The sequence below is a fragment of the Nocardia sp. Marseille-Q1738 genome (assembly GCF_965283145.1).
The window spans coordinates 1-23640 of record NZ_CBDIMS010000013.1; the positions used below are offsets into that span (position 1 = coordinate 1).

The following is a 23640-nucleotide window of genomic DNA, read 5'->3' on the forward strand; positions in this document are numbered from 1 at the left end:
AACCTGCCCCTCAGCCGCAACCCCAGCCGCAGCCATCCCCTGCTCCGGCACCTGCACCGACCAACCCACAACCCGCGCCGCAGCAGCCGCGGCCCACGGTGCCGAGCGCGCCGAGCCTGCCGACCGGCGTGCTGAACGACACCATCGACGGCGTCGGCGACTCGGTCGGCACGGTGCTGCGCGCGCCCGGCGAGATCCTGGGAGGCTCCGGTGGCTGAGATCGCCTTCGACACCCTCCCCTGCGCCCGCGACATCTTCCGCGACCTGGAATCCGTCGACGAGCAGCCGGTCGTCTACCTGATCCGCGGTCGCTCGCAAACCGGCAAGTCGACCCTCCTCACGGAGATCCGGGCTCGCCTGCGTGCCCGAGGCATCCCACTGCAGGACGACACCGCCGCGCTGCGGCACGCACACGCGGGCAACGGCTCACACGGGGTGTCCCACGCGCCGGGCGCGGTTGTCACAGGCACGGCAGGGGTGACGACCGAGACCACCCGCCCCGCCCTGGTCATCGACAACGCCCACACCCTCGGCCACTTCGAGCTCGAATACCTCTGCTCCGCCGTCGAATCCGGTCATCGCACGGTGGTCGTCGCCACCCAGCCGCGCCCGCACGACACCCGGCTGCGGATGCTCGCCGACGCGGTGGCCCGGCGGGGGCGCGTGGTCGATCTGCGCCCGCTCGGCGTCCCGGACATGGCGCCATTCGCCAGGGAACTGGGCATGATGGTGCCGCGGCAGGTCGCCCAGCACATCCACCTGCAGACCGGCGGTATCCGCGGCGGTGTGGTCGCCGCGCTGACCGCGGCCTGCTCGGCGCGGCTGGACGCAGGCATCGCCGCCGTCGACACGGCCGTCGCCGCGTGGGCACGCGGGCTGCTGGACAACCTGGAGCCCGACCTGCTGGAAACGCTCGTGGTCGCCACCACCGGAACCGGACTCGACTCCAGCGAGCTCACCGAGGTGCTCGGCATCGAGCAGGCCGTCGCGCAGGATCTCATCGACCGAGCCAGGGCCAGTGCGCTGGTGACCGACGCCGACCTGCTGCTCGAGCCCGCCGTCGGGCCGCTGCGCACGCTGCTCGGCGATCGCAGGTTCGTCGCGGTCGAACGCCGGTTGCTCGGCGCCCGGCTGGAGGCGGGCCTGCTGCGCGACCGCACCGCCGTGCAACTCGCCGAATCCGGTGTCCGCGACGCCCGCCTGGCCGAATTCCTCATCGCCGCCGCGGAGAAGGCCGGTCGCGACGCGGTCCGCTACTACGCCGCCGCGGCTTCCGCCGGCGCGGAACTGGATCTGATCGCGCTGCGCTGGGCCGAGGCGGCCGCGCGCGCCGGCGACGGCGACACGGCCATGCGGCTGGCCGAGCCGATGCTGGCGCGTTCGGGCAGCCCGGGCGCCGATCTCGCGACCGCCGTGCGGATCTGCGCGGCGGTGCTCACCCGCCGTGGCCTGGTCGGTCGCGCGGCGCAGTTGTACACCTGGCTCGGGCCGGACCGGGTCGGCCCGGACTGGGCGCTCGGCGCGACCGTGCTGTGCCTGGCGGGCGACGCCGCGGGCGCCAAGGAGATGTCCGCGTCGGCGACGCAGTGGCCGCCCACCGAGGCGGACGCGCACGCGCGGCTGATCGCAACCGCGCTCACGGACACCATCGAACCGGGCAACGGCACCGCCGCCGCGGTATCGGCGCTGGTGCAGGCGACGCACGCGGACGCGGGCGTGGAACGCTTCCTGCCGTGCACGGCGGCCTCGATCGCCACCCTGCTCTCGCTCGGCACCGGTGAGCCGCGCCGCGCGGGTGACGCGTTGCGGCGTGCCACCGCGAGCGGGCTGCGCTGTCATCAGCTCGACGTGCTCGCGGCCTGGACCGCGATGCTCGGCGGCGACGAGCGCGCCGCCGCGGCGACGGTGGCCGCGCTGGACCACGCCGAGCTGGACGTCCGCGACCGGCTGCTCGCGCACGGCGTCACGGTCGGTCTCGCCCGGCGCAGTGGCGATCACACCGCACTCGCACGCGCGTGGCAGGCGGCGTATCCGCTGTTCGACGACGTGCAGGCCGATCTGCTGTCCGTGCTGCCGATCGGCGAACTGTGGCTGGCGGCCATCCGGATGCGCGACGAGCGCCGGATCACGCCGCTGGTGGACGCCGCGCTCGCGCTGCTTCGTCGCTTGGACGAGCCACCTGCCTGGTCCAACGCCTTCCACTGGTACGGCGTGCAGGCCGCGATCGCGCACGAAAGCCCCGATGACCTGCTACCGCACGCGCGCGCCCTGAAGGCGGCGGCCGAGGCGGGCGACCGGCACGCGGCCGTGCTCGCCGACGCGGGCCGCACCTGGGTGCTCGTGCTGCGTGGCCAGGTCGCCACCGCACCGGTCCAGGCGGCCGTCGCCGCGCTGACCGAGATCGGCATGACCTGGGACGGCGCCCGGCTGGCCAGCGAGGCGGCGCTCGCGGCGCCCGACTCGGGGACGGCCACCGCGCTGCTCAAACTGGCCCGCACGGTCCGCGCCGAAGCCCGCCCGCAGGACATGCCGCCGCGGCCGTCCACACCCGCGGCCGCCGACAACAGCGACGCGGCCTCTACGCCGCCCGCCAAGCCGCAGGCCGCGATCCTCAGCGAACGCGAACGCGAAGTGGCCGAACTGGTCCTGCTCGGACTCACCTATCGGGAAATCGGCGCCCGCCTGTACATTTCCGCCAAGACGGTCGAGCACCACGTCGCCCGCATTCGACGCCGGGTCGGTGCCCGCTCCCGTTCGGAGTTATTGTCGATGCTCCGCGCCATGGGACACGGCTCGCTTCTGGTGTGACCGGGTGCGGTTCCGTCAGCGGGCACGCCGAAGCGAGGTAGAAGAAGATGGCCACTGGGGTCGGCCTGCGCGTCGCCGAGGACGAGTGCACGGCGGTCATCGTCACCGACGGCGACGAGGAACCGCGGTACATCGTCCGGGAGTCGATCCTGCACATGTCCGACGACGGCGATACCGTCCTGGGCGGCCCCGCGCCCGCCGGGCACTCCCACTCGATCGCCGGATTCGTGCGCGCCGTAGGGGACCCCACAGGCATCTCGGTCGACGAGGGCGAGGCGTACCGCGCCGAGGATCTGGTCGCGACCGCCCTGTTCTGCCTGATCAATCTGGCCGCCGAACATCTGAACGGTCCGGCCGAGTTCTACGCGACGCATCCGGCGGACTGGCCCGCCGAGCACGTGCGTTCGCTGCGCGAGGCACTGGACTACCTCGGCCTCCGCTCGGTGCTGCTGGTCGGTGAGGGCGAGTTGCCCAGCGCCGAAACCGGCGCACACCCGGGCTCGTTCGCCCACGACGCGGCGCGCGGTGCACTGGCGGCCGTGCTCGCCACTCCGGCCGGAGCCACCCCGCCGGACCCGTCGACCGCGGAGAACTCGACGGTGGACACCATCGTCATCCCCGCCGTGTCCGCCGCCGACGCGCCACCGCAGGCGTATTCGGCAGCCATCCCGATCGCCGAACCCGTCGCGGCCACGGAACCGGCCTCGCCCGAGGAGGACGCGCAGGCACCCGCTCCCGCGAAGGCCCAGAGGCGAACGCCGCTGCTGATCGCCGGAGCAGCGGCGCTCGGACTGGTGCTCGGCGGCATCGTGGTGGCCATACTGTTCCGCGACGGCGATCCGACGCCGGTGCCGCCACTGCCGGACGCCAAGTCCGAGCAGACGTCGGTGGCTCCCCCTCCGCCGTCCCCATCGATCGTGTCGTCCACCGTGCCCACCACCACCGAGGAACCCGAGCCGCCCGTGGTGACCTCCGAGACGACGCCCGAGACGACCACCCCGACGCCCACCGAGCCACCCACTACGACTCCACCCACCACGCCTCCGTCGACGACGCGGACCACCACGACCACCCGCAACCCGTTCGGGCAGCTACCGCCGATCCCGACCATCCCCGGAATGGGAACACCGGGTAGTCGGTGATTAGTAGCGCCCTTTCCTAGTTTGTGCCCTAGAGTGTTGCGCTGACCCTGTTGTCGGATGAATTTCGCCACAGCGGTCGGTTGCTGGACGAAGACTGTGTGCCAATGGGATTGCGTCCGTGGCCACGGATTTAGCTGGCACGTGCGTGCCGACGAAGGGACTTCATGCGCAAGTTGGTGGCGCGTCGCGCCGCGGTCAAAGCTGTCGCCATCGCCTCGACCGTTCTCCTGGCTCCCTTGTTCGGCACGACCGCCGCCTCTGCGGTACCCGAGGCCCCCGCACAGCTCGGCGTGGACAACCTGCCACCGGAACTCGTGCAGGCCATCGCGCGGGATCTGAAGATGACCCCGACCGAGTACCTGGACCGCGCCGCGCGCGCCCAGCAGCTGCGTGACTACGCGCGCGACTTCCGTTCGGAGCGACCGGATTCCTACGCGGGCGCATGGATCGGCGCCGACGGCAAGCCCGTCGTCGCCGTCACCTCGCTGGACGCCGCGAAGATCGCCGCGGCCGACGGCTACCAGACCAGCCTGGCTCCGGTCTCGGCCGACAGCCTGGAGAACTCGCTGGTGCAGCTCAACCAGTGGATCACCGGTCTGCCGCGGGAGATTTCGCAGGGGATCAACTCGGTGGCGATCGACTTCCTGAACAGCCAGCTGGTGCTCAGCGTCGCCAACACCCCCGCGGGCCACCTGCTCAACCTGCCGACCCTGCTGGCGAACATCAAGGTGATCCTGTCGCCGAACGGCGGGGGCCCGGTCGAGCGCAGGCCGATGGGTGGCGACACGTACATCAGCACTCCCGGTTCGCTGCAAGACGCGTCGCTGCGCGCTGTCGATGTCTGCTCGTTCGGGTTCAACAGCATCGACGCGTCGGGCAACGCGCTGAACATCAGTGCGGGCCACTGTGATCCGAACGTGGGCAAGGGGAACCAGGAGGCCACCGTCTATTACCCCAACGTGCGCGACATTCCGGCCAGCCCCGAACTGGGCACCTTCGTGCACGCTTCGCTGGGTGGCCCGGCCGCGCTGGACTACTCGGTGATCAAACTGAACGAGCGCGCGGTGCGGGCGGGCATGGATCAGCCCACGGTGCGTGGCGCCAACGGCACCACGCTGTGGATCACCGGCACCGCCGACCCGATCACCGGGGCACCGGTATGCAAGTCGGGCCAGTCGTCCACGTTCACCTGTGGCTTCGTCGTGGCCGACCGGGTGGAGACCCAGCTCTACACCGCGGAGGGCGAGAGCAAGACCGTGCGCGGGTTCGCCAGTTCGGCGTGCACGCTCGGCGGTGACAGCGGCGGCGCTATCGTGTCCGGCACGCTGGCGCTCGGCATCACCAGCGGTTCCAACGCCGCGGACGCGCCGAATTGCAACGAAGCCAATATCGGCCTGGCGCAGTACGGCGGCACCGCCTCGCTCGGCATCCCGATCCGGGCGATCCTGGCCGACATCGACGCCTCTTCCGGTGGCGGAATCGGCAGCGGCATCGCGGTGCGCACCCGGCCGAACGCGGGCTGAATTCACCCTCCGCGCATGTGGCGACAGACATATCGCCGTCCGACGGGCTATCGGGGCAACCAAGAACACAAGATGAGTAGGCATACCGGGCAGAACCCCATATAGTCTGCTCATGCTCCTGCCACGTATAGGTCCTCCCCGATCAGCTGCGCGACAGACCGGAATCCGAAAAACAGTGATCGCCGCCTCGGCGGCGATCCTGCTGTTCGGCCCCACGGCGGCAGTAGCGACGGCTCAACCCGATCAGGCGCCCGGCCTGCCCGCCGAACTGGTGGCCGCGGTGGTCCGCGATCTGAAGATCTCGCCCGACGAGTATCTGCACCGCGCGGAAGTCGCGCAGCAGGTGGCCGCGTTCGCCACCACCGCCCAGCGGCAGTACCCGTCCGTGTTCGCCGGCTCCTGGCTGGACGACGCGGGCAAAGCGGTCGTGGCCCTGGCTCAGGGCCCGGGCGCCGAGGAGGCCAAGAAGGCGGCGGAGTCGGCCGGATTCGAAGTCCGCAATGTCGCCAAGAGCGAGGCCGCCCTGCGCGGCGAGAAGAGCGCGTTCGAGCGCTGGCTGGAGGGCCAGCCGGAGGCGGTGCGGGCGCTGGTGCGCGGCGCGGTGGTCGACACCGTGAACAACAGCATCGCGGTGCGCGTCGATCAGGCGGGCCTGCCGATGCCGAACTTCATCGATCCGGCGCGCGTCATCGTGATGGCGCCGCCGGTGGCAGGCGAACAGGCCACCCTGCAGGCGGGTGACATCGCCGGTGAGGCGCGCGGTCCCCTCGCGGGCGGCGACGGCTACGCCTCGATCGCCGGACGCAGCTCGCTGCGCTGCTCGCTCGGCTTCAACGGCACCGACCGCAATGGCAATACCGTCAACATCACCGCGGGGCATTGCAACCCGGACATCGGCTCGGCCGGCACCGGCAACGCCGCCGGCGTCTACGAGCTGAACGGCGACCGGGCCGGCGCCCAGCTGGGCGTGTTCCAGAAGTCGGTGCTCGGCGAGCAGGACTACTCGATCGTGCGGATCAACGACCAGGCCAAGGACCGCTTCGCCAACAACGGCGTCCGCGCTCCCGGCGCGGCGCCGATCCCGATCGATGGTGTGGCTACCCCGGTCGTCGGCGCTCCGGTGTGCAAGTCCGGTGCGCGCACCGGCTTCAGCTGCGGCGTGGTCAACGCGGTCGACCAGACCGTGCAGGTCGGCGAGCGGGAACTCACCCAGAGCTTCTCGGCCAACATCTGCGCGCTGCCCGGCGACAGCGGCGGCCCGATCGTGACCGGCAGGCTGGCGCTGGGCATCTCCAGTGCGTCGTCGGTGGCCGACTACCCGATCTGCGAGATCCCGAACCTGATCGGCGCGCTCACGGGTAACGTGCCGCAGCTGTTCGCGCAGCCGGTGCACGTCGTGCTCTCGGACAACCCTGGGCTCCGCGTGCGCACCAACTGACAGCAGGACGCGAAAAGGCCGGCAGCCGTTGTGCTGTCGGCCTTTTCGCCGTCTTCGGTCCGTTCCGCTGCCCTTACGCGGCCTTCGGTGGTGGAAACGCCGCGCGGGGTGCCGTGCCGGTCGGGCATTCTGGACTGCATGTGTTTGGTGTTGATCGGCTGGCGCGCCCACCCGGAATACCGGTTGATCGTTGCCGCCAACCGGGATGAGTTCTACACCCGGCCGACCGAGTCCATGCGCCGGTGGCCGGAAGTGCCCGGCCTGATCGCCGGGCGCGACACCGGAGCCGTTGGCCGGGCCGAGGGCGAACCTCCCGGCACGTGGCTGGGCCTCACGGCACAGCCGCAGGGCAACAATCGCTTCGCGGCGGTCACGAATGTGCGCGACCCCAACGACGAGCGCTCCGACGCCCGTTCCCGTGGCGCGCTGCTGATGGACTTCCTGCGCGGCGCCTCGGACCGCCATCCGGCGGGAGAATTTCCCGGCCCGGAAAAGTACGTGCTCGATGTCGCGGCGGCGCCCGACGACTACAACGGCTACAACCTGGTGGTCTCCGACCTGCGGACGCTGTGGTGGCATTCCAACCGCAGCGCCGCGGAGCCGAGGGAGCTGGCTCCGGGCTTCCACGGCCTCTCCAACGGCACGTTCGTCACTTCCGCGGGTATGACCCGGCCGAACGCGGATCTGGCCGCCCCACAGCTCATCTGGCCCAAAGTGCGGGCCGGTATGACCGAGCTGCGCAAGCTCGTGGAATCCGATCCCGGTGCGGTGGACCGCTACTTCGCGGTGCTCGCCGATCGCACCGAGGCACCGGATGAGGCGTTACCGCATACCGGAGTTCCGTACGAGATGGAACGGGCGCTGTCGGCCCGATTCATCGCGCACAGCGTGCACGGCACCAGGGCGAGCACGGTGTTGTTGGTACGTGAGGACGGCATGTTCGAGATGGTCGAACGCTCGTTCGGCGTTCTGGGGCAGGATCTGGGCGAGGTAGTCGTCCGGGGGATGCTCGATCCGACCCCCTGACGAGCGACGGCCCGCCCTCCGAAGAGAGCGGGCCGCCGAGGTTCTAGCGAGAAGTGTTCGAGCTGAAGAGTTTACTTCGGCTGATCCGCCCACTTCGTGGTGCCATCGGGCGCCTGCAGCGTGTTGAGCAGGTCCATGCCCGCGACCAGCAGCGCCGGACCGCCGACAGCGACGGTGCCGAGGATGCCGCCGATGCCCGCACCGGCGATCGCGGCGGGGATGCAGCCGACACCGAGGAACGGCAGGCCGAGGATGCAGCCGATCACACCGCCGAGCACGACGCCCACAGCGGTGCCGAGGAAGCCGCCGACCGCGGTCGCGATGCCGAACTGGCTGGCGAACTCGTTCTGCGCGCGCTGGTTCTCGAGCGGCGAGGCGATCGGCTGCGCGACGACGTTGACGGTGTTGACCGGCTTGTCCTTGGGCACAGCGACACTCTGGTCCGGGGTCAGCTCGAGCACGGTGCTGTCGTCCTTGACGACCGGCTTCACCGGCACGACGGTGTCGGCGACCTTGAACGCGATCGGCATCGCCAGCACGGTGTTGCCCTGCGCGTCCTTGATCTTGTAGATGTCGTCTTCCTCGACATCCTCAGAAGACTTCGCCAGCTCGAACGTGCCCCCCTTGAGCGTCGTCACGACGGTCTTCTCCACCAGCTTGACCGAGTACCGAATCGGGTCAGGCGTAGCGGCCGGCTCGTCGGCATGTGCGGTCCCCAGACCGATGGTCATCGCACCGATGACCATCGCAGCCGCCGCGGTGGTTCTGCGGAGTTTCATTCAGTTTCCAATCCATCATCAGGTCGTCGTCACCGGCTGATCTCCAGCACGCGAGAGCTCTTTCCATCAAATCCGGGTGGTCGGCTCCGGATCCTCCCCGAGCGGTGTGAAGACGGGCACAGCTATTTGAACGTCGTGAGCCTAATGGAACACCGCGTTTTAAGCGAGATGCCTTATCAGTCATGGGGACTAAGCCAATCCTTACCGACCGGGCGGAATGCTTCGCCGTTTACCGTGGTGGTCACCGGACCAGCGAGAAGGTAGGCGGAATCTCCTGTGACATTGATCACAGGTAAATAATGGGTCAAGCCCCAGCATGTGGGGCTATAGCCCGAAAGCCGATCGTACGATGGACGGGGTTGTTACTGGCGGGTAACTTACTGCCAGTTAGGATACGAGCCAACCGACGCGGTAACAGACCGGCCGCGCTCGTGGTGCCTCTAAAGAAAGGTCGCGACATGAATGCCCTGACAGTGACGCTGGGCACGATTGGGGCGGCGCTCAGCCTCCTGTGTTGGGCGTCGTTCATAGGCGGCGTCCGCAATATCGCGCGCGCCATCATGATCGGACAGCCCGCGCCGGATCGTTGGCGGCCCTTCTTCCCGCGGTTCAAGCAGATGATCGTGGAGTTCCTCGCGCACACGCGGATGAACAAATTCCGCACCGTCGGCTGGGCGCACTGGCTGGTGATGATCGGCTTCCTCGGCGGCGCCATGCTGTGGTTCGAGGCGTACGGGCAGACGTTCGACCCGGCGTTCCACTGGCCGCTCATCGGCAACTTGGCGATCTACCACCTGTGGGACGAGATCCTGGGCATCGGCACCGTGGTCGGCATCACCACGCTGATCATCCTGCGTCAGCTCAATCATCCGCGCGTGCCCGAGCGCCTGTCCCGGTTCAGCGGTTCCAAGTTCGGACCGGCCTACGTCATCGAGGCGATCGTGCTGCTCGAGGGCCTCGGCATGATCTTCGTCAAGGCCGGAAAGATCGCGACCTACCACCACTCCAACGCCGCGACCGACTTCTTCACCATGCAGGTGGCGAAGCTGCTGCCCGCCAGCCCGGTGATGGTGTCGATCTTCGCCTTCATCAAGCTGATGTCGGGTATGGCGTTCCTCTACTACGTCGGCCGCAACATCACCTGGGGCGTGGCCTGGCACCGGTTCTCGGCGTTCCCGAACATCTACTTCAAGCGCGAGGACGACGGCGGCGTCGCGCTGGGCGCGGCCAAGCCGATGATGTCGAAGGGCAAACCGGTCGACATGGAGACCGCGGACCCGGACACCGACACCTTCGGCGCCGGCCGGATCGAGGACTTCTCCTGGAAAGGCTGGCTGGACTTCACCACCTGCACCGAGTGCGGGCGCTGCCAGTCGCAGTGCCCCGCCTGGAACACCGGCAAGCCGCTGTCGCCGAAGCTGCTGATCATGTCCCTTCGGGACCACGGTTACGCCAAGGCCCCCTACCTGCTGGCCGGCGGCCGCAAAGACATGGGCGGCGACGAGGTCGGCCTGGTCGACGCCGAGGGCAACCCGAACGAAGCGAAGCTGGCCGAGATCTCCGAGGCGGCCAAGGCCGAGGCGGAGCGTCCCCTGGTGGGCGGCGCGGAGGTGGGCGGCATCATCGATCCCGAGGTGTTGTGGAGCTGCACCACCTGCGGCGCGTGCGTCGAGCAGTGCCCGGTGGACATCGAGCACGTCGACCACATCATCGACATGCGCCGCTACCAGGTGCTGATCGAATCGGAGTTCCCGTCCGAGCTCGCCGGTCTGTTCAAGAACCTGGAGAACAAGGGCAACCCCTGGGGCCAGAACGCCAAGGACCGGCTCAACTGGATCAACGAGCTCGATTTCCAGATCCCGGTCTTCGGCCAGGACGCCGACAGCTTCGACGGCTATGAGTACCTGTTCTGGGTCGGCTGCGCCGGCGCCTACGAGGACCGTGCCAAGAAGACCACCAAGGCGGTCGCCGAGTTGCTCGCCACCGCGGGCGTGAAGTTCATGGTGCTCGGCGCCGAGGAGACCTGCACCGGCGACTCGGCGCGCCGCGCGGGCAACGAGTTCCTGTTCCAGCAGCTGGCGCAGCAGAACATCGAGCTGCTGAATTCGGTGTTCGAGGGCGTCGAGGAGCGCAAGAAGAAGATCGTCGTCACCTGCGCGCACTGCTTCAACGCGCTGAACAACGAGTATCCGCAGGTGGGCGGCAGCTACGAAGTGGTGCACCACACCCAGCTGCTCAACCGCCTGGTGCGCCAGAAGCAGCTGATCCCGGTCGCCCCGGTGTCGCAGAACGTCACCTACCACGACCCCTGCTACCTGGGCCGCCACAACAAGGTCTACAACGCGCCGCGTGAGCTGATGGCGGCGTCCGGTTCGAACCTGGTCGAGATGCCGCGGCACGGCGAGCGGTCCATGTGCTGTGGCGCCGGTGGCGCGCGGATGTGGATGGAAGAGCAGCTCGGCAAGCGCATCAACGTCGACCGGGTCGACGAGGGTCTGTCGACCCTGGCGGCATCGAACGGCTCCGCGCCGGGGAAGATCGCGACCGGTTGCCCGTTCTGCCGCGTGATGCTCAACGACGGTGTCACCGCGCGTCAGGAGAAGGGCGAAGGAGAAGGCGTCGAGGTCGTCGACGTGGCACAGCTGATGCTGGACGCCATCGAACGCGTCGAGCCCGCCACGCTGACCGAGAACCTGACCGTCATCCAGGAGCCCAAGGTCGAACCGGAGCCCGAGCCGGAACCGGAGCCCGTCGTCGCGGCGACCGAAACCCCGGCGCCCGCCAAGGCGGCCCCGGCCGGGGGTGGCCTGGCTATGAAGGGCCCGGCGAAGGCGCCCGGTGGTCTGGGTATGAAGGGTGCGGCCAAGGCGCCCGGTGGTGGACTCGGCATGAAGGGCGCCGCCAAGGCGCCCGGCGCGAAGGCGGAAGCGGCTCCGGCCGCGGAAGCTTCGGCCGCGCCTGCTCCTGCGCCCGCCAAGGGCTTGGCCATGAAGGGTCCGGCCAAGGCGCCGGGCAAGGGTCTGGGCATGAAGGGCGCCGCCAAGGCGCCGGGTGCGAAGGCCGCGGCGGCTCCGGCTGCCGAATCCGCACCCGCGGCCGAGGCTCCGGCCTCCAAGCCGGTCAAGGGCCTCGGGATGAAGGGCGCCGCCAAGGCGCCCGGCGCCAAAGCCGCCGCGGCCCCGGTCACCGAATCCGCACCCGCGGCCGAGGCTCCGGCGCCCAAGCCGGTCAAGGGCCTCGGGATGAAGGGCGCCGCCAAGGCGCCCGGCGCGAAGGCTCCGGTGGCCACCGCCTCCCCGGCGGCCGAAGAGGCGCCTGCCGAGACGGCAGCGGCACCGACCGACGCCAAACCGGTCGAGACGAAGCCGACGGTGCCCGCCAAGGGGTTGGCCATGAAGTCCGGCTTCAAACGGCCCGGCCCCAAGGCGCCCGGTGCCGCGGTTCCCGCCACGACGGACAAGGCACCCGCCGCGGCACCGGCCGAATCCGCCGCCGAGCCGGAGCCGGCCGGCAACGGTACCGGCAGCAACGGCGCACCCGAGGTCGCTCCGCCCGCCGCCAAGCCAGGCGGTCTCGGCTTCAAGGCCGGTGCCAAGGCACCTGGCCGGAAGAACTGAGCACGGCGTCCGACCGACGACAAGAGCCCGGGTCCTCGAGACCCGGGCTCTTTCGTTTCCCGTGTGGCGTGCGAATTACGGCCTGGTCAGCGCGGCGTACCGGGCGAGATGCTCGGCAATGGAACCGAATTCGTGCTCGATCACGGTGAGGCGCTTGAAATAGTGGCCGATGGCCAATTCCTCGGTCATGCCCATCGCGCCATGGAGTTGCACGGCGTTCTGCCCGATGAACCGCGCCGCCCGCGCGATGGTGACTTTCGCCGCCGACACCGCCCGCGCGCGGTCCGCGGCGGAGGCGCGAAACGAATGGATCGCCAGATAGACAGCGGCGACGGCTTGTTCGAGTTCGATATACATATCGACCATGCGGTGCTGCAAGACCTGGAAGCCGCCGATCGGCTGACCGAACTGCTGGCGCTGCTTGGTGTAGTCGACAGTGTCGGCGAGCACTTTCCGCATGCATCCGACGGCCTCGGCGCAGATCGCCGCGGTCGCCTCCGCGATGGTCGGTTCGATGACCGTCCAGGCATCCGACTCCGTGCCGAGCAGTGCGTCGGCGGGCAGGCGCAGGCCGGTGCACACGAGGTCGGAACCGACCCGGTCATCCACGGTCCGATAGGAATGCAGTTCGACTCCGGCAGGCGGACTACTCGCGTCGAATTCCAGCCGGAACAAGGAGATCCCCGCCTTGTCGCGGCGCTCGCCGGAAGTGCGCGCCGTGATCAGCAGGTGCGTGGCCAGCGGTGCGCTGGTCACCACCACCTTCGCGCCGTCGAGCACCCACGAATCGCCGTCGCGGTAGGCGGTGGTCGACACGTCGTACAGTGTGTGCCCGGAGGTCGGCTCCAGCGCGGCGAAGGCGACGCGCGCGTCACCCGAGACGATTCGGCGTAGCACGTCGTCGGCCTGGTCGCCACCGCAGCGTTCCAACAGCCCGGCGCCGATGACCACCGTGTCGATGAACGGCTCGACCACCAGCGCCCGACCGAGCTCCTCGGCGATGACCATCAATTCGGCCGGACCTCCGCCGGATCCGTCCACCCGCTCGGGCAGGGTCGCGCCGAGAATCCCCAGTTCGTCGGCGAACCCCCGCCAGATCGCAGGCTGCCAGCCGACATCTGATTTCGCCGCCGCGCGGCTTTCTTCCAGGTCGTAGCGGGCGCCGAGGAATCCGGCGATCGCGGAGCGGAGCATTTCCTGCTCCTCGGTAAGTGTGAAGTCCATCAGAGCCCCAATGCTGCTTTGGCGAGAATGTTTCGCTGGATCTCGTTGCTGCCCGCGTAGATCGAGCCCGCCCGGTCGTTGAAATAGCGCAGCGGTGCGACGGCCTGCCAGTCCGCGCCACTGAGGTATCCGTCGGCCGGCGGGACGTATCGAGCGATCGGGCCGCCCGGTTCGGTCGCGTGCGGCTGGTACACGCGCCCGCGCGGACCGGCGGCTTCCAACGCCAGCTCGGTGAGCTTCTGGCTGAGTTCGGTCGCGAGGATCTTGAGCATGGACGACGCGGGGCCCGGGTCCTTGCCCCGCGCCATCGCGGAAATGGTGCGGTATTCCAGGATTTCCAGCACTTCGGTGCGGATCCGCAGGTCGGCCAGTTCGGCCGCGAAAGCGTGGTCATCGATCAGCGGACTGCCGTCCCGGCCGGGCTGGCGCGCCGCGGCTGTGGCGATGTCCTGTGCCATGACCTGGAGGTAGGGCGCCGCCGCTCCCCCGCGCTCGTGTACGAGCACGTACTTCGCCACCGTCCATCCGTCATCGATGCGGCCGAGGACATTGCTCTTGGGCACCCGCACGTTGTCGAAGAAGACCTGGTTCTGCACCTGTTCACCGGAGGTCATCACCAGCGGCCGGATCTCGATGCCCGGCGAGGTCATATCGATCAGCAGAAACGTGATGCCCTGTTGTTTCTTTCCCGTGCGCGAGGTGCGCACCAGACAGAAGATCCAATTCGCCTCGGTGGCATGGGTGGTCCAGATCTTGCTGCCGGTACACACGAAGTCGGTGCCGTCGTCGACGGCGGCCATGGTCAGCGCGGCCAGGTCCGATCCGGCCTCGGGTTCGGAGTAGCCCTGGCAGAAGAAGATTTCGCCGGTGAGAATGCGCGGCAGATAGAACGCTTTCTGCTCGGCGGTGCCGAATGCGATGATCGCGGGCGCCACCATCTTGATCCCCATCGGGGAGAGTGCCGGCGCCCCGGCCAGCGCCGATTCCCGATGGAAGATGTAGTGCTGAGTCAGGCTCCAGTCGCATCCGCCGTGCTCCACCGGCCAGCCGGGCGCCGCCCAGCCGCGCTCGTGCAGGATCCGCTGCCATGCCATGCTCGCCCCGTGGTCGGGATACACGCTCGTCGCCAAGCGCCCAGCCCGCCGCAACTCCGGCGTCAGTTTCGCGGCGAGAAACGCGCGCACCTCGTCCCGAAACGCCAGATCCTCCGCCGACCAGTCGTATTCCATCTGCCCTCCCGGAGGGTCCGCCAATCGCTTCCGTGGCGACATTCCCGCCACGCGACAGAATGTACGGTCAACTCTCTCATCGAGTCAAACTGATGTCGCCTGCCTCCACTTTGGCCCGCAGCTAGCAGTCCTCGAAGAATGCCTTCGCGAAGCCCACGGATTGGTAGGCGTAGTCGTAAGCCCAGCGGGGCACGGAGAGACGGGGTTGGGGGTCGATGAAGAGAAGTTCTCCGTCCCAGCACTTTTGCAGGATGTAGCGGGCCCGGGAGATGTGCGGGGTGAACGTGACGACGATGACCCGCCGCCAATTGTGTGCGCGGGCGAGGCGGGCGAGTTCTCGGCCCTCACCGCGGGTGGTCCGCGGCGCGGGGTCGAAGCACAGGACTTCGAAGCTGTAGCCGCCATGACAGATGCGGTTCAGCATCGCGCTGTTGGTATACGGATCGGAGAACACCACACGCGGCGCGTACCCCTCGTGCGCGAGGCGCAGGCCGAGTTGTTCGCGCCCGTCGTGCGCGCCGCCCAGAACGAGGATCGCGTCCGCCGGGGCGGGTGGGTCGGTCCGTGGACGCACGTAGACCGGCCAGAGCGCGACCACGGCAACCGCGACCACCAGACCAGCACCGAGCAGGGCCAAGGCCCACCGATGACGTCGCACCACGCCGATGTTAGCCGGGCATGGCACAGATTCGACCAGGTCAATGGGCCGCACCCGCCGATGTCGCCGCATGTACATCTGCTGTTGCCCGGACACTTGCCTCGGTGACGTGGCGTGGCCACAGTCGGGGCTTACCAATCGATCATGCGATGCACAGTCTTCGGAACCGGGTACCTCGGGGCTACGCACGCGGCGTGCATGGCTGAACTCGGGCACGACGTCATCGGGGTGGACGTGGACCCGGGGAAGATCGCGAAGCTGTCCGATGGAGTGGTTCCGTTCTACGAACCCGGACTCGAGGATGTGCTGCGCCGCAACCTCGACGCAGGCCGGTTGCGGTTCACCACCTCCTATGCCGAGGCGGCCGCGCACGCGGAGGTGCATTTCCTCGGCGTGGGCACTCCCCAGAAGAAAGGGGAGTACGCCGCCGATTTGAAATACGTGCACGCGGTGGTGGATACGCTGGCCCCGATGCTGGAGCGTCCTTCGGTGATCGTCGGCAAGTCGACGGTTCCGGTCGGCACGGCGGCCGCGCTGGGTGACCGCGCCCGCGCGCTGAGTCCCACCGAGGTGGAGGTGGCGTGGAATCCGGAATTCCTGCGTGAGGGCTTCGCGGTCAAGGACACCCTGCGCCCGGACCGGCTGGTGCTCGGCGTCGACCGCGACCGCGACGCGGCCGGGTGGGTCGAACAGCTGGTGCGCGAGATCTACGCCGACCTCCTCGCCGCCGAGGTCCCCTTCCTGCTGACCGACCTGGCCACTGCCGAATTGGTGAAGGTCTCCGCGAATGCGTTTCTGGCGACGAAGATTTCGTTCATCAACGCGGTGTCGGAGGTGTGCGAGGCGACCGGCGCCGATGTGACCATGCTGGCCGACGCGCTCGGTTACGACGCGCGGATCGGCCGCCGATTTCTCAACGCGGGCTTGGGATTCGGGGGCGGTTGCCTGCCGAAGGACATCCGCGCGTTCATGGCCCGCTCGGGCGAACTCGGCGCCGACCACGCCGTGGCCTTCCTGCGCGAGGTCGACAACATCAACATGCGTCGCCGCACCAAGGTGGTGGACATGGCCGCCCGCGCCTGCGGTGGCTCACTGCTCGGCGCCAACGTCGCGGTGCTCGGCGCGGCGTTCAAACCGGAATCCGACGACGTCCGCGACTCCCCCGCGTTGAACGTGGCGGGCATGATCCAGCTGCACGGTGCGGTGGTGACCGTGTACGACCCGAAGGCACTGGAGAACTCGCGCCGGGTGTTCCCGACGCTGAACTACGCGACCTCGATCGCCGAGGCCTGCGAACGTGCCGATGTCGTGCTCGTTCTCACCGAGTGGGACGAGTTCACCGCGCTGCGCCCGCAGGATCTGGACCGGGTGGTGCGGGCGCGCTCGATCATCGACGGCCGGAACTGTCTCAATCGTGCCACTTGGAGAGACGCCGGATGGGTGTACGCGGGACTCGGCACACCGTAGAGTTGCGGAGCGAGGCGGACTACTGCCAGACAGATGACCAGTCCGCCTTAAGCACAGCTGATCGCCGGCGGTAGGGTCCGTCCAGCGCGCCTCCTCCGCCGACGTGCGGTGCGAGCTCGCATGTCGTGACGTGTTAACGAGATGGGCAGCTGATGAGTTCGGTACTGGGAGTTTCGGTGGGGGCCGGCGCTGTCCGAATGGCGCGCCCGCATGCCGGCAACCCCCAAGGGCATGTCTCCCCGCATTCTTTCGACCTGCAGACCATTCCGGTTGCCGGTCAGAGCGTGGAAGAGCTCGCGGCCGAAGCCATTGGTGTCACTCTGGAAGCCGCGCCGGGAATCGGCGCCACCGCGATCGCCTACCGCAGTGAGCAGCACGCCCGCGCCATTCGCGCGGCCATGGCGCGTCAGCAGGTGACCAACTATGAACTCGTGCCGGAGATCGTCGCCGCGTTGGAGTTCGCGCAGGCCACCGGCGATATCCGCGGTATCTCCTCGCTGGTCGTCTATGACCTGGGCAGCTCGGGCCTGTCGGTGAGCGTGGTCGACACGCAGACCCGTGAAGTCCGGCACAGTGAACGCACCAGCGACATCAGCGGCGACTATCTCGATTCGCTGATTCGTGAGCAGCAGATCGCCTCCGGCCGGATCGCCCACCCGCCCAACGCGGCGGGCCTGGCCGAACTGGACGCGCTGTGCCGGGAGGCCAAGGAGCAGCTGAGCAGCAACACGGCGGTGGCGCTGCCGAGCGAGCAGGGCTTGGTGCTGCTGGCGCAGGAGAACTTCGAGTCGCTGATCATGTTGGCGATCGAGTCGTCGGCGCGGATGGCGCGCGACGTGATCGTGCGCTCCGACCGCCCGGTGCACGGGGTGCTCGCCATCGGCGGCTGTGCCCGAATTCCCTTGGTGGCCAAGGTGCTCGAGCGCTGGATGGGCGTGCCCGTCATCGTGCCGGACAGCCCGGAGACCGTGATGGCCCGCGGCGCCGCGCTCCTGGCCCGGCCGGTCCGCAAGGAGACGGCCGCCGCGAGCCCGGTACTGGACGACGAACTCTCGCCCGCCTGGTTATCCGCACCGTCCCAGCGCGGCAAACGCGAGATCAGCGGCGCCGTGTTGACGGTCAGCGCGCTCGCCGTGGTCGCCGCGATCGGGCTCGGCCTCGGCTACGGACCGCAGGTGCTGGAACGCGATTCGCACACCAACGAGGGTTCGCCCTCGTTATCGCCGACCACCGCGCCGCGCACCACGATCCTCGACCCGCAGATCGCGGTCGCACCGGGCACGACGGAACCATCCGCGCACGAGTCGGTCGCCGCACCGCCGCCCAATCGGCGACAGACCACCAGCGAAGCGCCACCGACTCCCGGCCCGAACACCATTGTCGTGCCCGGCCTTCCGCCGATCGTGGTCCCCACGATCCCACCTGGGGTTTTTCCGTTCCCCCCACCGCCGCCGCGCTGAATCGGATGCGCCCTGGCTTCGGCCTGGCGTGATGATCGACATCCCAGCAAGTAGGGCCGCACCCCACCGGGAACTGACTGGCGCGCAGCGGCCGCACTGCGAACCGCCGACGGGCACCTCGCGCATCGTCGCCGCGGTCGTCAGGGCCGTGGCGGTTTCCACAGGTGTCGACGGCTGCACGACTGTGCACCTTCACATGCCGCGGCCGAGAGCACGGTCGCCGAGAAGGCCCACTCAGACCCGCGCGTGCCGGGCGTGCCGGGCCCGGGGCGGGGGGCTCGGCTCCTTGGCGCCGAACGGGCGGGCGAGCAGCACCGCGATGCCGGTGGTCAACGGCACCGAGAGCGCCAGCGCGATGCCGCCGACCGCGGAGCGCGTGATCTCGATCGCGACCGCGTCACCGGCCAGCACGTCGCGAATGGACCGCCCCGCCACGCTGAACAGCAGCAACAGCGGCAGCGCCCCACCGGCGTAGGCGAGCACCAGGGTGTAGACGGTGCTGGCGATGTGGTCGCGGCCCACGCGCATGGCGGCGGCGAAAACCTCGCGCCGTGTAGCGGATTCGTCGATGGCGGCCAGCTCGAACGCGGCCGAGGCCTGAGTGATGGTGACGTCGTTGAGCACGCCGAGTGACCCGATGATGAACCCGGCCAGCAGCAACCCGGTGATGCTGACGTGCTGGATGTAGGTGGCGACGTTGGTGTTCTGCTCTTCGGAAAGCCCGGTCAGACTCGTCAACTCGATCGTGAGCCAGGACAGCGCCGCCGCGAGCAACATCGCGGTGAGCGTGCCGAGCAGCGCCGAACTGGTGCGCAGGTTCACTCCGTGCGCCAGATACAGCACGGAGTACAGGATCAACGAGCCCGCGACCAACGCGACCGGGATCGCGGGTTTGCCGTCCAGCAGCGCGGGCAGCAGGAACATCACGAGCACCGCGAAGGCGAACACCAGTCCCAGCAGCGCACGGACGCCGCGCCAGCGCGCCACCACGATGATCACCACCACGAAAGCCAGGACGATCAGCGTAAGCGGCAGCCCGCGCGAGTAGTCCTCGAACGAGTACAGCGGCGTTCCGCTCGGATCGGTCTGGCGGACCACCCGGATCTCGTCGCCCGCGCGCAGATCGGGTTGTCCTGGGCCGGGCGCGATTTCGAACAACGTGCGGTTGCCCTTGTGCGGGCCGGACTCGATCGCGATCACACTGCGCTGGCAGGTGTAGGCGTTGCTGCGTGGCGGCTCGGGCTTGTCGGGGAACACCTTGCCCAGCGACGGGCTGCCGCACGGGCCGATGTCCTGCATCACCACGGTGCCCGCTTCGGTCTGTACCGCGCCGCCACCGGCGTTCTGCATCGGCAGCGGGATATCGACGTGCTGCTTGCTCGGCCACAATGCGATCGCACCGATGACGACAGCGATGCCGATCACGGTGAGTAACCCGATGACCACGCGCGCCGCGGGGGCGCCGATCGCGATCGGTCCCGAGTGATCGTGGTGATGGTGGTGGTCGCTCACCGCGCTCCTACCTGTCAGACGTGTTTCTGCAGAGCGGTGGCCACGATACACAGACGAAGCGATCCGATCGGAAAAGAAAGCGGGATTTTGGAGGGGGCGGCGGAGAGCAGGGGGATGTCTCCGCCGCCCGCGGGTCGGCGGCCCAGGGGGGTAGGCGGCCGAACCCGAGGTCGGATGTGCCCAGGGGGGTAGGCAATCCGACCAGGCACTCTGTGGTGCCGAGGACCACTGTACACAAAAGTACTTCTTTTGCGCTAGGTAGTCGCAAAATCCGACAGATATTCGTACATATGGTTTGTTTACCTGCTCGAAGCGGGGCGGCTATCGTGCCACACCCCGCACCGTCCTCACTGGCGATAGCTGGAAAGGAAGTTGCCGAAGCGTTCGATGGCGACCGCGAGATCCCGCGCCCAGGGCAGCGTCACGATCCGCAGATGATCGTGGTCGGGCCAGTTGAAGCCGGTCCCCTGCACCATCAGGATCTTCTCCTGGAGCAGCAGATCCAGGATCAGTTTCGAATCGTCGTAGATCTCGTACACATTCGGATCCAGTTTGGGGAACGCGTACAGCGCGCCCTTCGGCTTCACACAGGAAACGCCCGGAATCATGTTCAGCCGCTCCCAGGCGACATCGCGCTGCTCGAGCAGCCTGCCGCCGGGCAGGATCAGGTCCTCGATACTCTGATGTCCGCCGAGCGCTACCTGAATCGCGTGCTGCGCAGGCACATTCGGGCACAACCGCGACGAGGCGAGCAGGTCGATGCCCTCCAGGAAACCGGCCGCGTGCTCCTTGGGACCGGTGATCGCCACCCAGCCCGATCGATAGCCGGCGACCCGGTAGGCCTTGGAAAGCCCGTTGAAGGTCAGACACAGCAGGTCGGGCGCCATGGTCGCCAACGAGATGTGCTTGGCGTCGTCGTAGAGGATCTTGTCGTAGATCTCGTCGGCCAGCAGCAACAGCTGATGCTTGCGCGCGAGATCGGCCAGCTGCTGCAGCACCTCGGCGGAGTACACCGCGCCGGTCGGGTTGTTCGGGTTGATCACCAGCAGCGCCTTGGTCTTGTCGGTGATCTTCGATTCGATGTCGGCGATATCCGGCTGCCAGCCGTTGGACTCGTCGCACAGATAGTGCACCGGGGTGCCGCCCGCCAGGCTGGTCATGGCGGTCCACAGCGGGTAGTCCGGCGCCGGGATCAGCACCTCGTCGCCGTTGTCCAACAGCGCCTGCATGGTGATGGTGATCAGCTCGGAGACGCCGTTGCCGAGGTAGACGTCGTCCACGTCCAGTTCGGGGAAGCCGGGCACCAGTTCGTAGCGGGTCACGATGGCGCGCCGCGCCGACAGGATGCCCTTGGATTCGGAGTAGCCCTGGGCGTACGGGAGCGCGGCGATGATGTCGCGCATGATCACGTCCGGCGCCTCGAACCCGAACGGGGCCGGATTGCCGATATTGAGCTTGAGGATGCGATGGCCCTCGGCCTCCAGCCGTGCCGCCTGCGCGTGTACCGGTCCACGGATCTCGTAGACGACGTTCTGCAGCTTCGTGGACTGCTCCAGAACACGCGGGGGGCGGTGCGGATGATGACTAGGACTCACGCGTCCCATGGTGCCATCCGTCGCAACTGGATAAATCGCGTGTCCGAGCGAGCATCGGGTGGCAGTGGCCGCGACGGCGGCTCCGGGCGGTTGAATGTGACGCGTCATACATCAACAGGGGTTGCCCGGCGGGATGCCCTTGGCCGCCGTGGAGCCGCAGAACTCCTCGATCCGCTCGTCCAAACGCCGCGCTTCCACCGCGTCCTTGAAGGGCGGGGTCGCGATCCGTCTGCGCACGCCGTTCAACCGTTCCTCCAGCTGCGCGATGCGCTTGTCCTCGTCGAGGTCGAGCACCGGATGCAGCGCCTCGGCCGCCCCGTCCAGACTGCCGTTGATCAGGTGAGCGGCCGCGCAGTCCACCCTCGCCAAGGACTCCGCGCCGTAGGAACGCTGCTCGGACGGGCCTTTCGCATACAGCTCGATGGCCCGCTTGGTGGCGTTCAGCGCGGACTCCGCCTGACCGAGGTGGATGTAGGTGGCTCCGGCGTAGTAGTTGGCCTTGGCGTCGTTGAAACCGAAGACGCCACCCACCTCGTCGTGCAGGGCGTCGGTCGCGCCGATTTCGCGGGCGTCGGCGGCGGCCCGGATGCATCGGTCGGTGTCGGCGGTGCTGCCCAGCGCGGACCAGATCCGCGCCTCGATATTGAGCAGTCGCACCTGCGCGGTCGCGGACTCGGCGAACTCCTGCCCGCTCTGCGCGAGCTGGACCGCCCGGCGGGGGCGCTGCGACCAGTACTCGATCAGCGCGTGCATGCCGCGGGTCCAGGCGCGAAGTCCGTTGTGCCCGCAGAGTTCCGCATAAGCCCAAGCCGCCCTGGCCTGTTCGCCCGCGGCGTCGTAATAGCCGAGATCGGTACTCGCGTTGGCGAGCAGGCCCGAGAGCGTGCCCGCCAGCAAATACAGATGGCTGGTATCCGCGGGCCGCTGATGGCCCTCCAGCAGCCGGTACACCCGGCGTCGCACCCGCAACATCTCCACCATCATCGGAACCGGCGGGATGTGCACGTAATCGTTCGCGATCCGCGCGACATCCGCGTCGAGTTGTTCCAGGGTGGTCGCACCCACATTGGTGCTCTCGGCCTTGCCGGCGTGCTCGCTGGCCTCGTGGGCAGCCGCCATGATCAGATCCCTCTCCGAAATCGCTGCTAGCGCAGCACCTCTCATCGCACCGGCGTCTATGAGAGCCAGAAGATCCGCGTCGGTCGAATACGGGCCGCCTGCGGAGGCGCCGCCCCGCGCATCGAAACCCGCCGGGACGCTTCGATCGGTCACCGGCTGATCGATCATTGCCGCGAACCGCGCCCGCACCACTTCGTCGGACCTGGCCAAGGACGTGTCCAGAGCGGCCTGATTGATCGGTCGTGGGTGGACCCGGACGCCGCCGGCCTCCCACTTGGACACCAAGCGTTCGTGCACCCCCAGATGGGCGGCGAACTCCCTGATGCTCATCCGCTTGGCATCGCGAAGGGCTCGGGCCTCTCTGCCTGACCAATGCCTGACCACGGTTCATCCCTTCCGCACGGATTCCTTCCAGAGTACGAGGGGTTTGTGAGCAGAGCCACAGTTGAAATACGCGCTCTATCAAAGGCAGCGGAAGGGCAGCGGAAGGCGGCCTCTCGGGCGATGCCGAATCAGCAGGCACGACGGGACCATTGAGAGGGAAGGCAAGGAGTTCGCCGTGAATGTCGAGAAGCTCAGGACCGTGGACGATTGGGTGGCTTTCTATCGGCACGAGTTCGGGCTGCCGGTCACCGAACGTGGTGGCTTCGCCATGCTCCCGGTCACCGGGCGCGTCTGCGTCGTTCACCTGCCGACCGCACGCGCCGAAAAGGTGCGCACCGCACTGGAACAACAGGGCATGAGGGGTCCCATGTTGGCCAGACAGATCCGATGGAGCTTCCTCGCCGAGCCGGACAGCCGACCGGGACCCCAGGTGCTCGAGGTGCTCAATCGGCTGGATATCGGACTGCCCGCTATCGGCAGTGCCGTGATGTTGCCGACCGGCCTAGGCCGCTGGACCCGGGAAGGGTGCTTCTGGGTCAGCCCGCCGGGCCGCGGTGACACGCTTCCGCCGCTGTCCGTCATCCTCACTACGGCGCTCGCGGTGGGAGCGGGCGGCGGGGACTGATCACCTCCGCGATCAGTTCCCGCTGCCGTCCGCC

16 protein-coding genes and 1 pseudogene are annotated in these 23640 nt (G+C 68.4%); 10 read left to right on the plus strand and 7 right to left on the minus strand.

The genetic code is table 11. The annotated features are described in order from the left end of the window. From ACWPXK_RS31480 to ACWPXK_RS31505, 6 genes and pseudogenes are all read left to right on the plus strand, one after another. Positions 1-218 (plus strand): annotated as a pseudogene (locus tag ACWPXK_RS31480) (Hsp70 family protein); the annotation flags it as partial. After that, positions 211-2808 carry a LuxR C-terminal-related transcriptional regulator gene (locus ACWPXK_RS31485; protein WP_454199805.1) on the plus strand — a complete coding sequence of 866 codons (2598 nt, stop codon included), beginning with the start codon at positions 211-213 and terminating at the stop codon, positions 2806-2808. The pseudogene ACWPXK_RS31480 and the gene ACWPXK_RS31485, both read left to right, overlap by 8 nt. 47 nt (positions 2809-2855) lie before the next feature. Beyond that, positions 2856-3950, plus strand: coding sequence for a hypothetical protein (locus ACWPXK_RS31490; protein WP_454199806.1), 1095 nt, complete (start codon positions 2856-2858; stop codon positions 3948-3950). Between the two features lie 164 nt (positions 3951-4114). Continuing rightward, on the plus strand, positions 4115-5473 hold the full coding sequence (locus ACWPXK_RS31495) for a S1 family peptidase (protein ID WP_454199807.1): 1359 nt from the start codon (positions 4115-4117) through the stop codon (positions 5471-5473). Between the two features lie 112 nt (positions 5474-5585). Continuing rightward, the gene (locus ACWPXK_RS31500; protein ID WP_454199808.1) at positions 5586-6911 is read left to right on the plus strand and encodes a S1 family peptidase; all 1326 of its coding nucleotides are present in this window, start codon (positions 5586-5588) and stop codon (positions 6909-6911) included. Positions 6912-7049: 138 nt separating this feature from the next. Beyond that, positions 7050-7937 carry an NRDE family protein gene (locus tag ACWPXK_RS31505; protein WP_454199809.1) on the plus strand — a complete coding sequence of 296 codons (888 nt, stop codon included), beginning with the start codon at positions 7050-7052 and terminating at the stop codon, positions 7935-7937. Positions 7938-8008: 71 nt separating this feature from the next. On the opposite strand, the gene ACWPXK_RS31510 is transcribed toward ACWPXK_RS31505, so the two are convergent. Further along, positions 8009-8716: a hypothetical protein gene (locus ACWPXK_RS31510; RefSeq protein ID WP_454199810.1), complete on the minus strand. Its 708-nt coding sequence runs from the start codon at positions 8714-8716 to the stop codon at positions 8009-8011. A 458-nt stretch (positions 8717-9174) separates the two neighbouring features. On the opposite strand from ACWPXK_RS31510, the gene ACWPXK_RS31515 reads away from it, so the two are divergent. Then, the gene (locus ACWPXK_RS31515) at positions 9175-12333 is read left to right on the plus strand and encodes a (Fe-S)-binding protein (RefSeq protein WP_454199811.1); all 3159 of its coding nucleotides are present in this window, start codon (positions 9175-9177) and stop codon (positions 12331-12333) included. A 75-nt stretch (positions 12334-12408) separates the two neighbouring features. On the opposite strand, the gene ACWPXK_RS31520 is transcribed toward ACWPXK_RS31515, so the two are convergent. From ACWPXK_RS31520 to ACWPXK_RS31530, 3 genes are all read right to left on the minus strand, one after another. Further along, positions 12409-13557, minus strand: a complete 1149-nt coding sequence (locus ACWPXK_RS31520) for an acyl-CoA dehydrogenase family protein (protein ID WP_454199812.1) — start codon at positions 13555-13557, stop codon at positions 12409-12411. Then, on the minus strand, positions 13557-14786 hold the full coding sequence (locus ACWPXK_RS31525) for an acyl-CoA dehydrogenase family protein (protein WP_454199813.1): 1230 nt from the start codon (positions 14784-14786) through the stop codon (positions 13557-13559). The genes ACWPXK_RS31520 and ACWPXK_RS31525 overlap by 1 nt, the downstream gene beginning before the upstream one ends. 121 nt (positions 14787-14907) lie before the next feature. Then, entirely contained in the window at positions 14908-15444 is a 537-nt protein-coding gene (locus ACWPXK_RS31530; RefSeq protein ID WP_454199814.1) for a YdcF family protein, read from the minus strand. Between the two features lie 144 nt (positions 15445-15588). On the opposite strand from ACWPXK_RS31530, the gene ACWPXK_RS31535 reads away from it, so the two are divergent. Beyond that, positions 15589-16911 carry a UDP-glucose dehydrogenase family protein gene (locus ACWPXK_RS31535; protein WP_067476621.1) on the plus strand — a complete coding sequence of 441 codons (1323 nt, stop codon included), beginning with the start codon at positions 15589-15591 and terminating at the stop codon, positions 16909-16911. A 152-nt stretch (positions 16912-17063) separates the two neighbouring features. Continuing rightward, positions 17064-18371: an Hsp70 family protein gene (locus ACWPXK_RS31540; RefSeq protein WP_454199815.1), complete on the plus strand. Its 1308-nt coding sequence runs from the start codon at positions 17064-17066 to the stop codon at positions 18369-18371. A 234-nt stretch (positions 18372-18605) separates the two neighbouring features. Here ACWPXK_RS31540 and ACWPXK_RS31545 read toward each other — a convergent pair whose 3' ends face one another. The 3 genes from ACWPXK_RS31545 to ACWPXK_RS31555 form a co-directional block, all read right to left on the minus strand. After that, a complete protein-coding gene (locus ACWPXK_RS31545; RefSeq protein WP_454199816.1) occupies positions 18606-19883 on the minus strand; it encodes a YibE/F family protein in 1278 nt (425 codons plus the stop codon). 347 nt (positions 19884-20230) lie between these two features. Then, positions 20231-21487: a pyridoxal phosphate-dependent aminotransferase gene (locus ACWPXK_RS31550; RefSeq protein ID WP_454199817.1), complete on the minus strand. Its 1257-nt coding sequence runs from the start codon at positions 21485-21487 to the stop codon at positions 20231-20233. A 102-nt stretch (positions 21488-21589) separates the two neighbouring features. After that, positions 21590-22927, minus strand: a complete 1338-nt coding sequence (locus ACWPXK_RS31555; RefSeq protein WP_454199818.1) for a helix-turn-helix domain-containing protein — start codon at positions 22925-22927, stop codon at positions 21590-21592. A gap of 229 nt (positions 22928-23156) precedes the next feature. On the opposite strand from ACWPXK_RS31555, the gene ACWPXK_RS31560 reads away from it, so the two are divergent. Further along, the gene (locus tag ACWPXK_RS31560; protein WP_364321073.1) at positions 23157-23606 is read left to right on the plus strand and encodes a hypothetical protein; all 450 of its coding nucleotides are present in this window, start codon (positions 23157-23159) and stop codon (positions 23604-23606) included. Positions 23607-23640: the final 34 nt, after the last annotated feature.

Bases quoted from the DNA above. Each gene is read 5' to 3' on its own strand.
- ACWPXK_RS31490 (WP_454199806.1), top strand. From the start codon at position 2,856: ATGGCCACTGGGGTCGGCCTGCGCGTCGCCGAGGACGAGTGCACGGCG.
- ACWPXK_RS31495 (WP_454199807.1), top strand. From the start codon at position 4,115: ATGCGCAAGTTGGTGGCGCGTCGCGCCGCGGTCAAAGCTGTCGCCATC.
- ACWPXK_RS31500 (WP_454199808.1), top strand. From the start codon at position 5,586: ATGCTCCTGCCACGTATAGGTCCTCCCCGATCAGCTGCGCGACAGACC.
- ACWPXK_RS31505 (WP_454199809.1), top strand. From the start codon at position 7,050: ATGTGTTTGGTGTTGATCGGCTGGCGCGCCCACCCGGAATACCGGTTG.
- ACWPXK_RS31510 (WP_454199810.1), bottom strand. From the start codon at position 8,716: ATGAAACTCCGCAGAACCACCGCGGCGGCTGCGATGGTCATCGGTGCG.
- ACWPXK_RS31515 (WP_454199811.1), top strand. From the start codon at position 9,175: ATGAATGCCCTGACAGTGACGCTGGGCACGATTGGGGCGGCGCTCAGC.
- ACWPXK_RS31520 (WP_454199812.1), bottom strand. From the start codon at position 13,557: ATGGACTTCACACTTACCGAGGAGCAGGAAATGCTCCGCTCCGCGATC.
- ACWPXK_RS31525 (WP_454199813.1), bottom strand. From the start codon at position 14,786: ATGGAATACGACTGGTCGGCGGAGGATCTGGCGTTTCGGGACGAGGTG.
- ACWPXK_RS31535 (WP_067476621.1), top strand. From the start codon at position 15,589: ATGCGATGCACAGTCTTCGGAACCGGGTACCTCGGGGCTACGCACGCG.
- ACWPXK_RS31540 (WP_454199815.1), top strand. From the start codon at position 17,064: ATGAGTTCGGTACTGGGAGTTTCGGTGGGGGCCGGCGCTGTCCGAATG.
- ACWPXK_RS31550 (WP_454199817.1), bottom strand. From the start codon at position 21,487: ATGGGACGCGTGAGTCCTAGTCATCATCCGCACCGCCCCCCGCGTGTT.
- ACWPXK_RS31555 (WP_454199818.1), bottom strand. From the start codon at position 22,927: ATGAGCATCAGGGAGTTCGCCGCCCATCTGGGGGTGCACGAACGCTTG.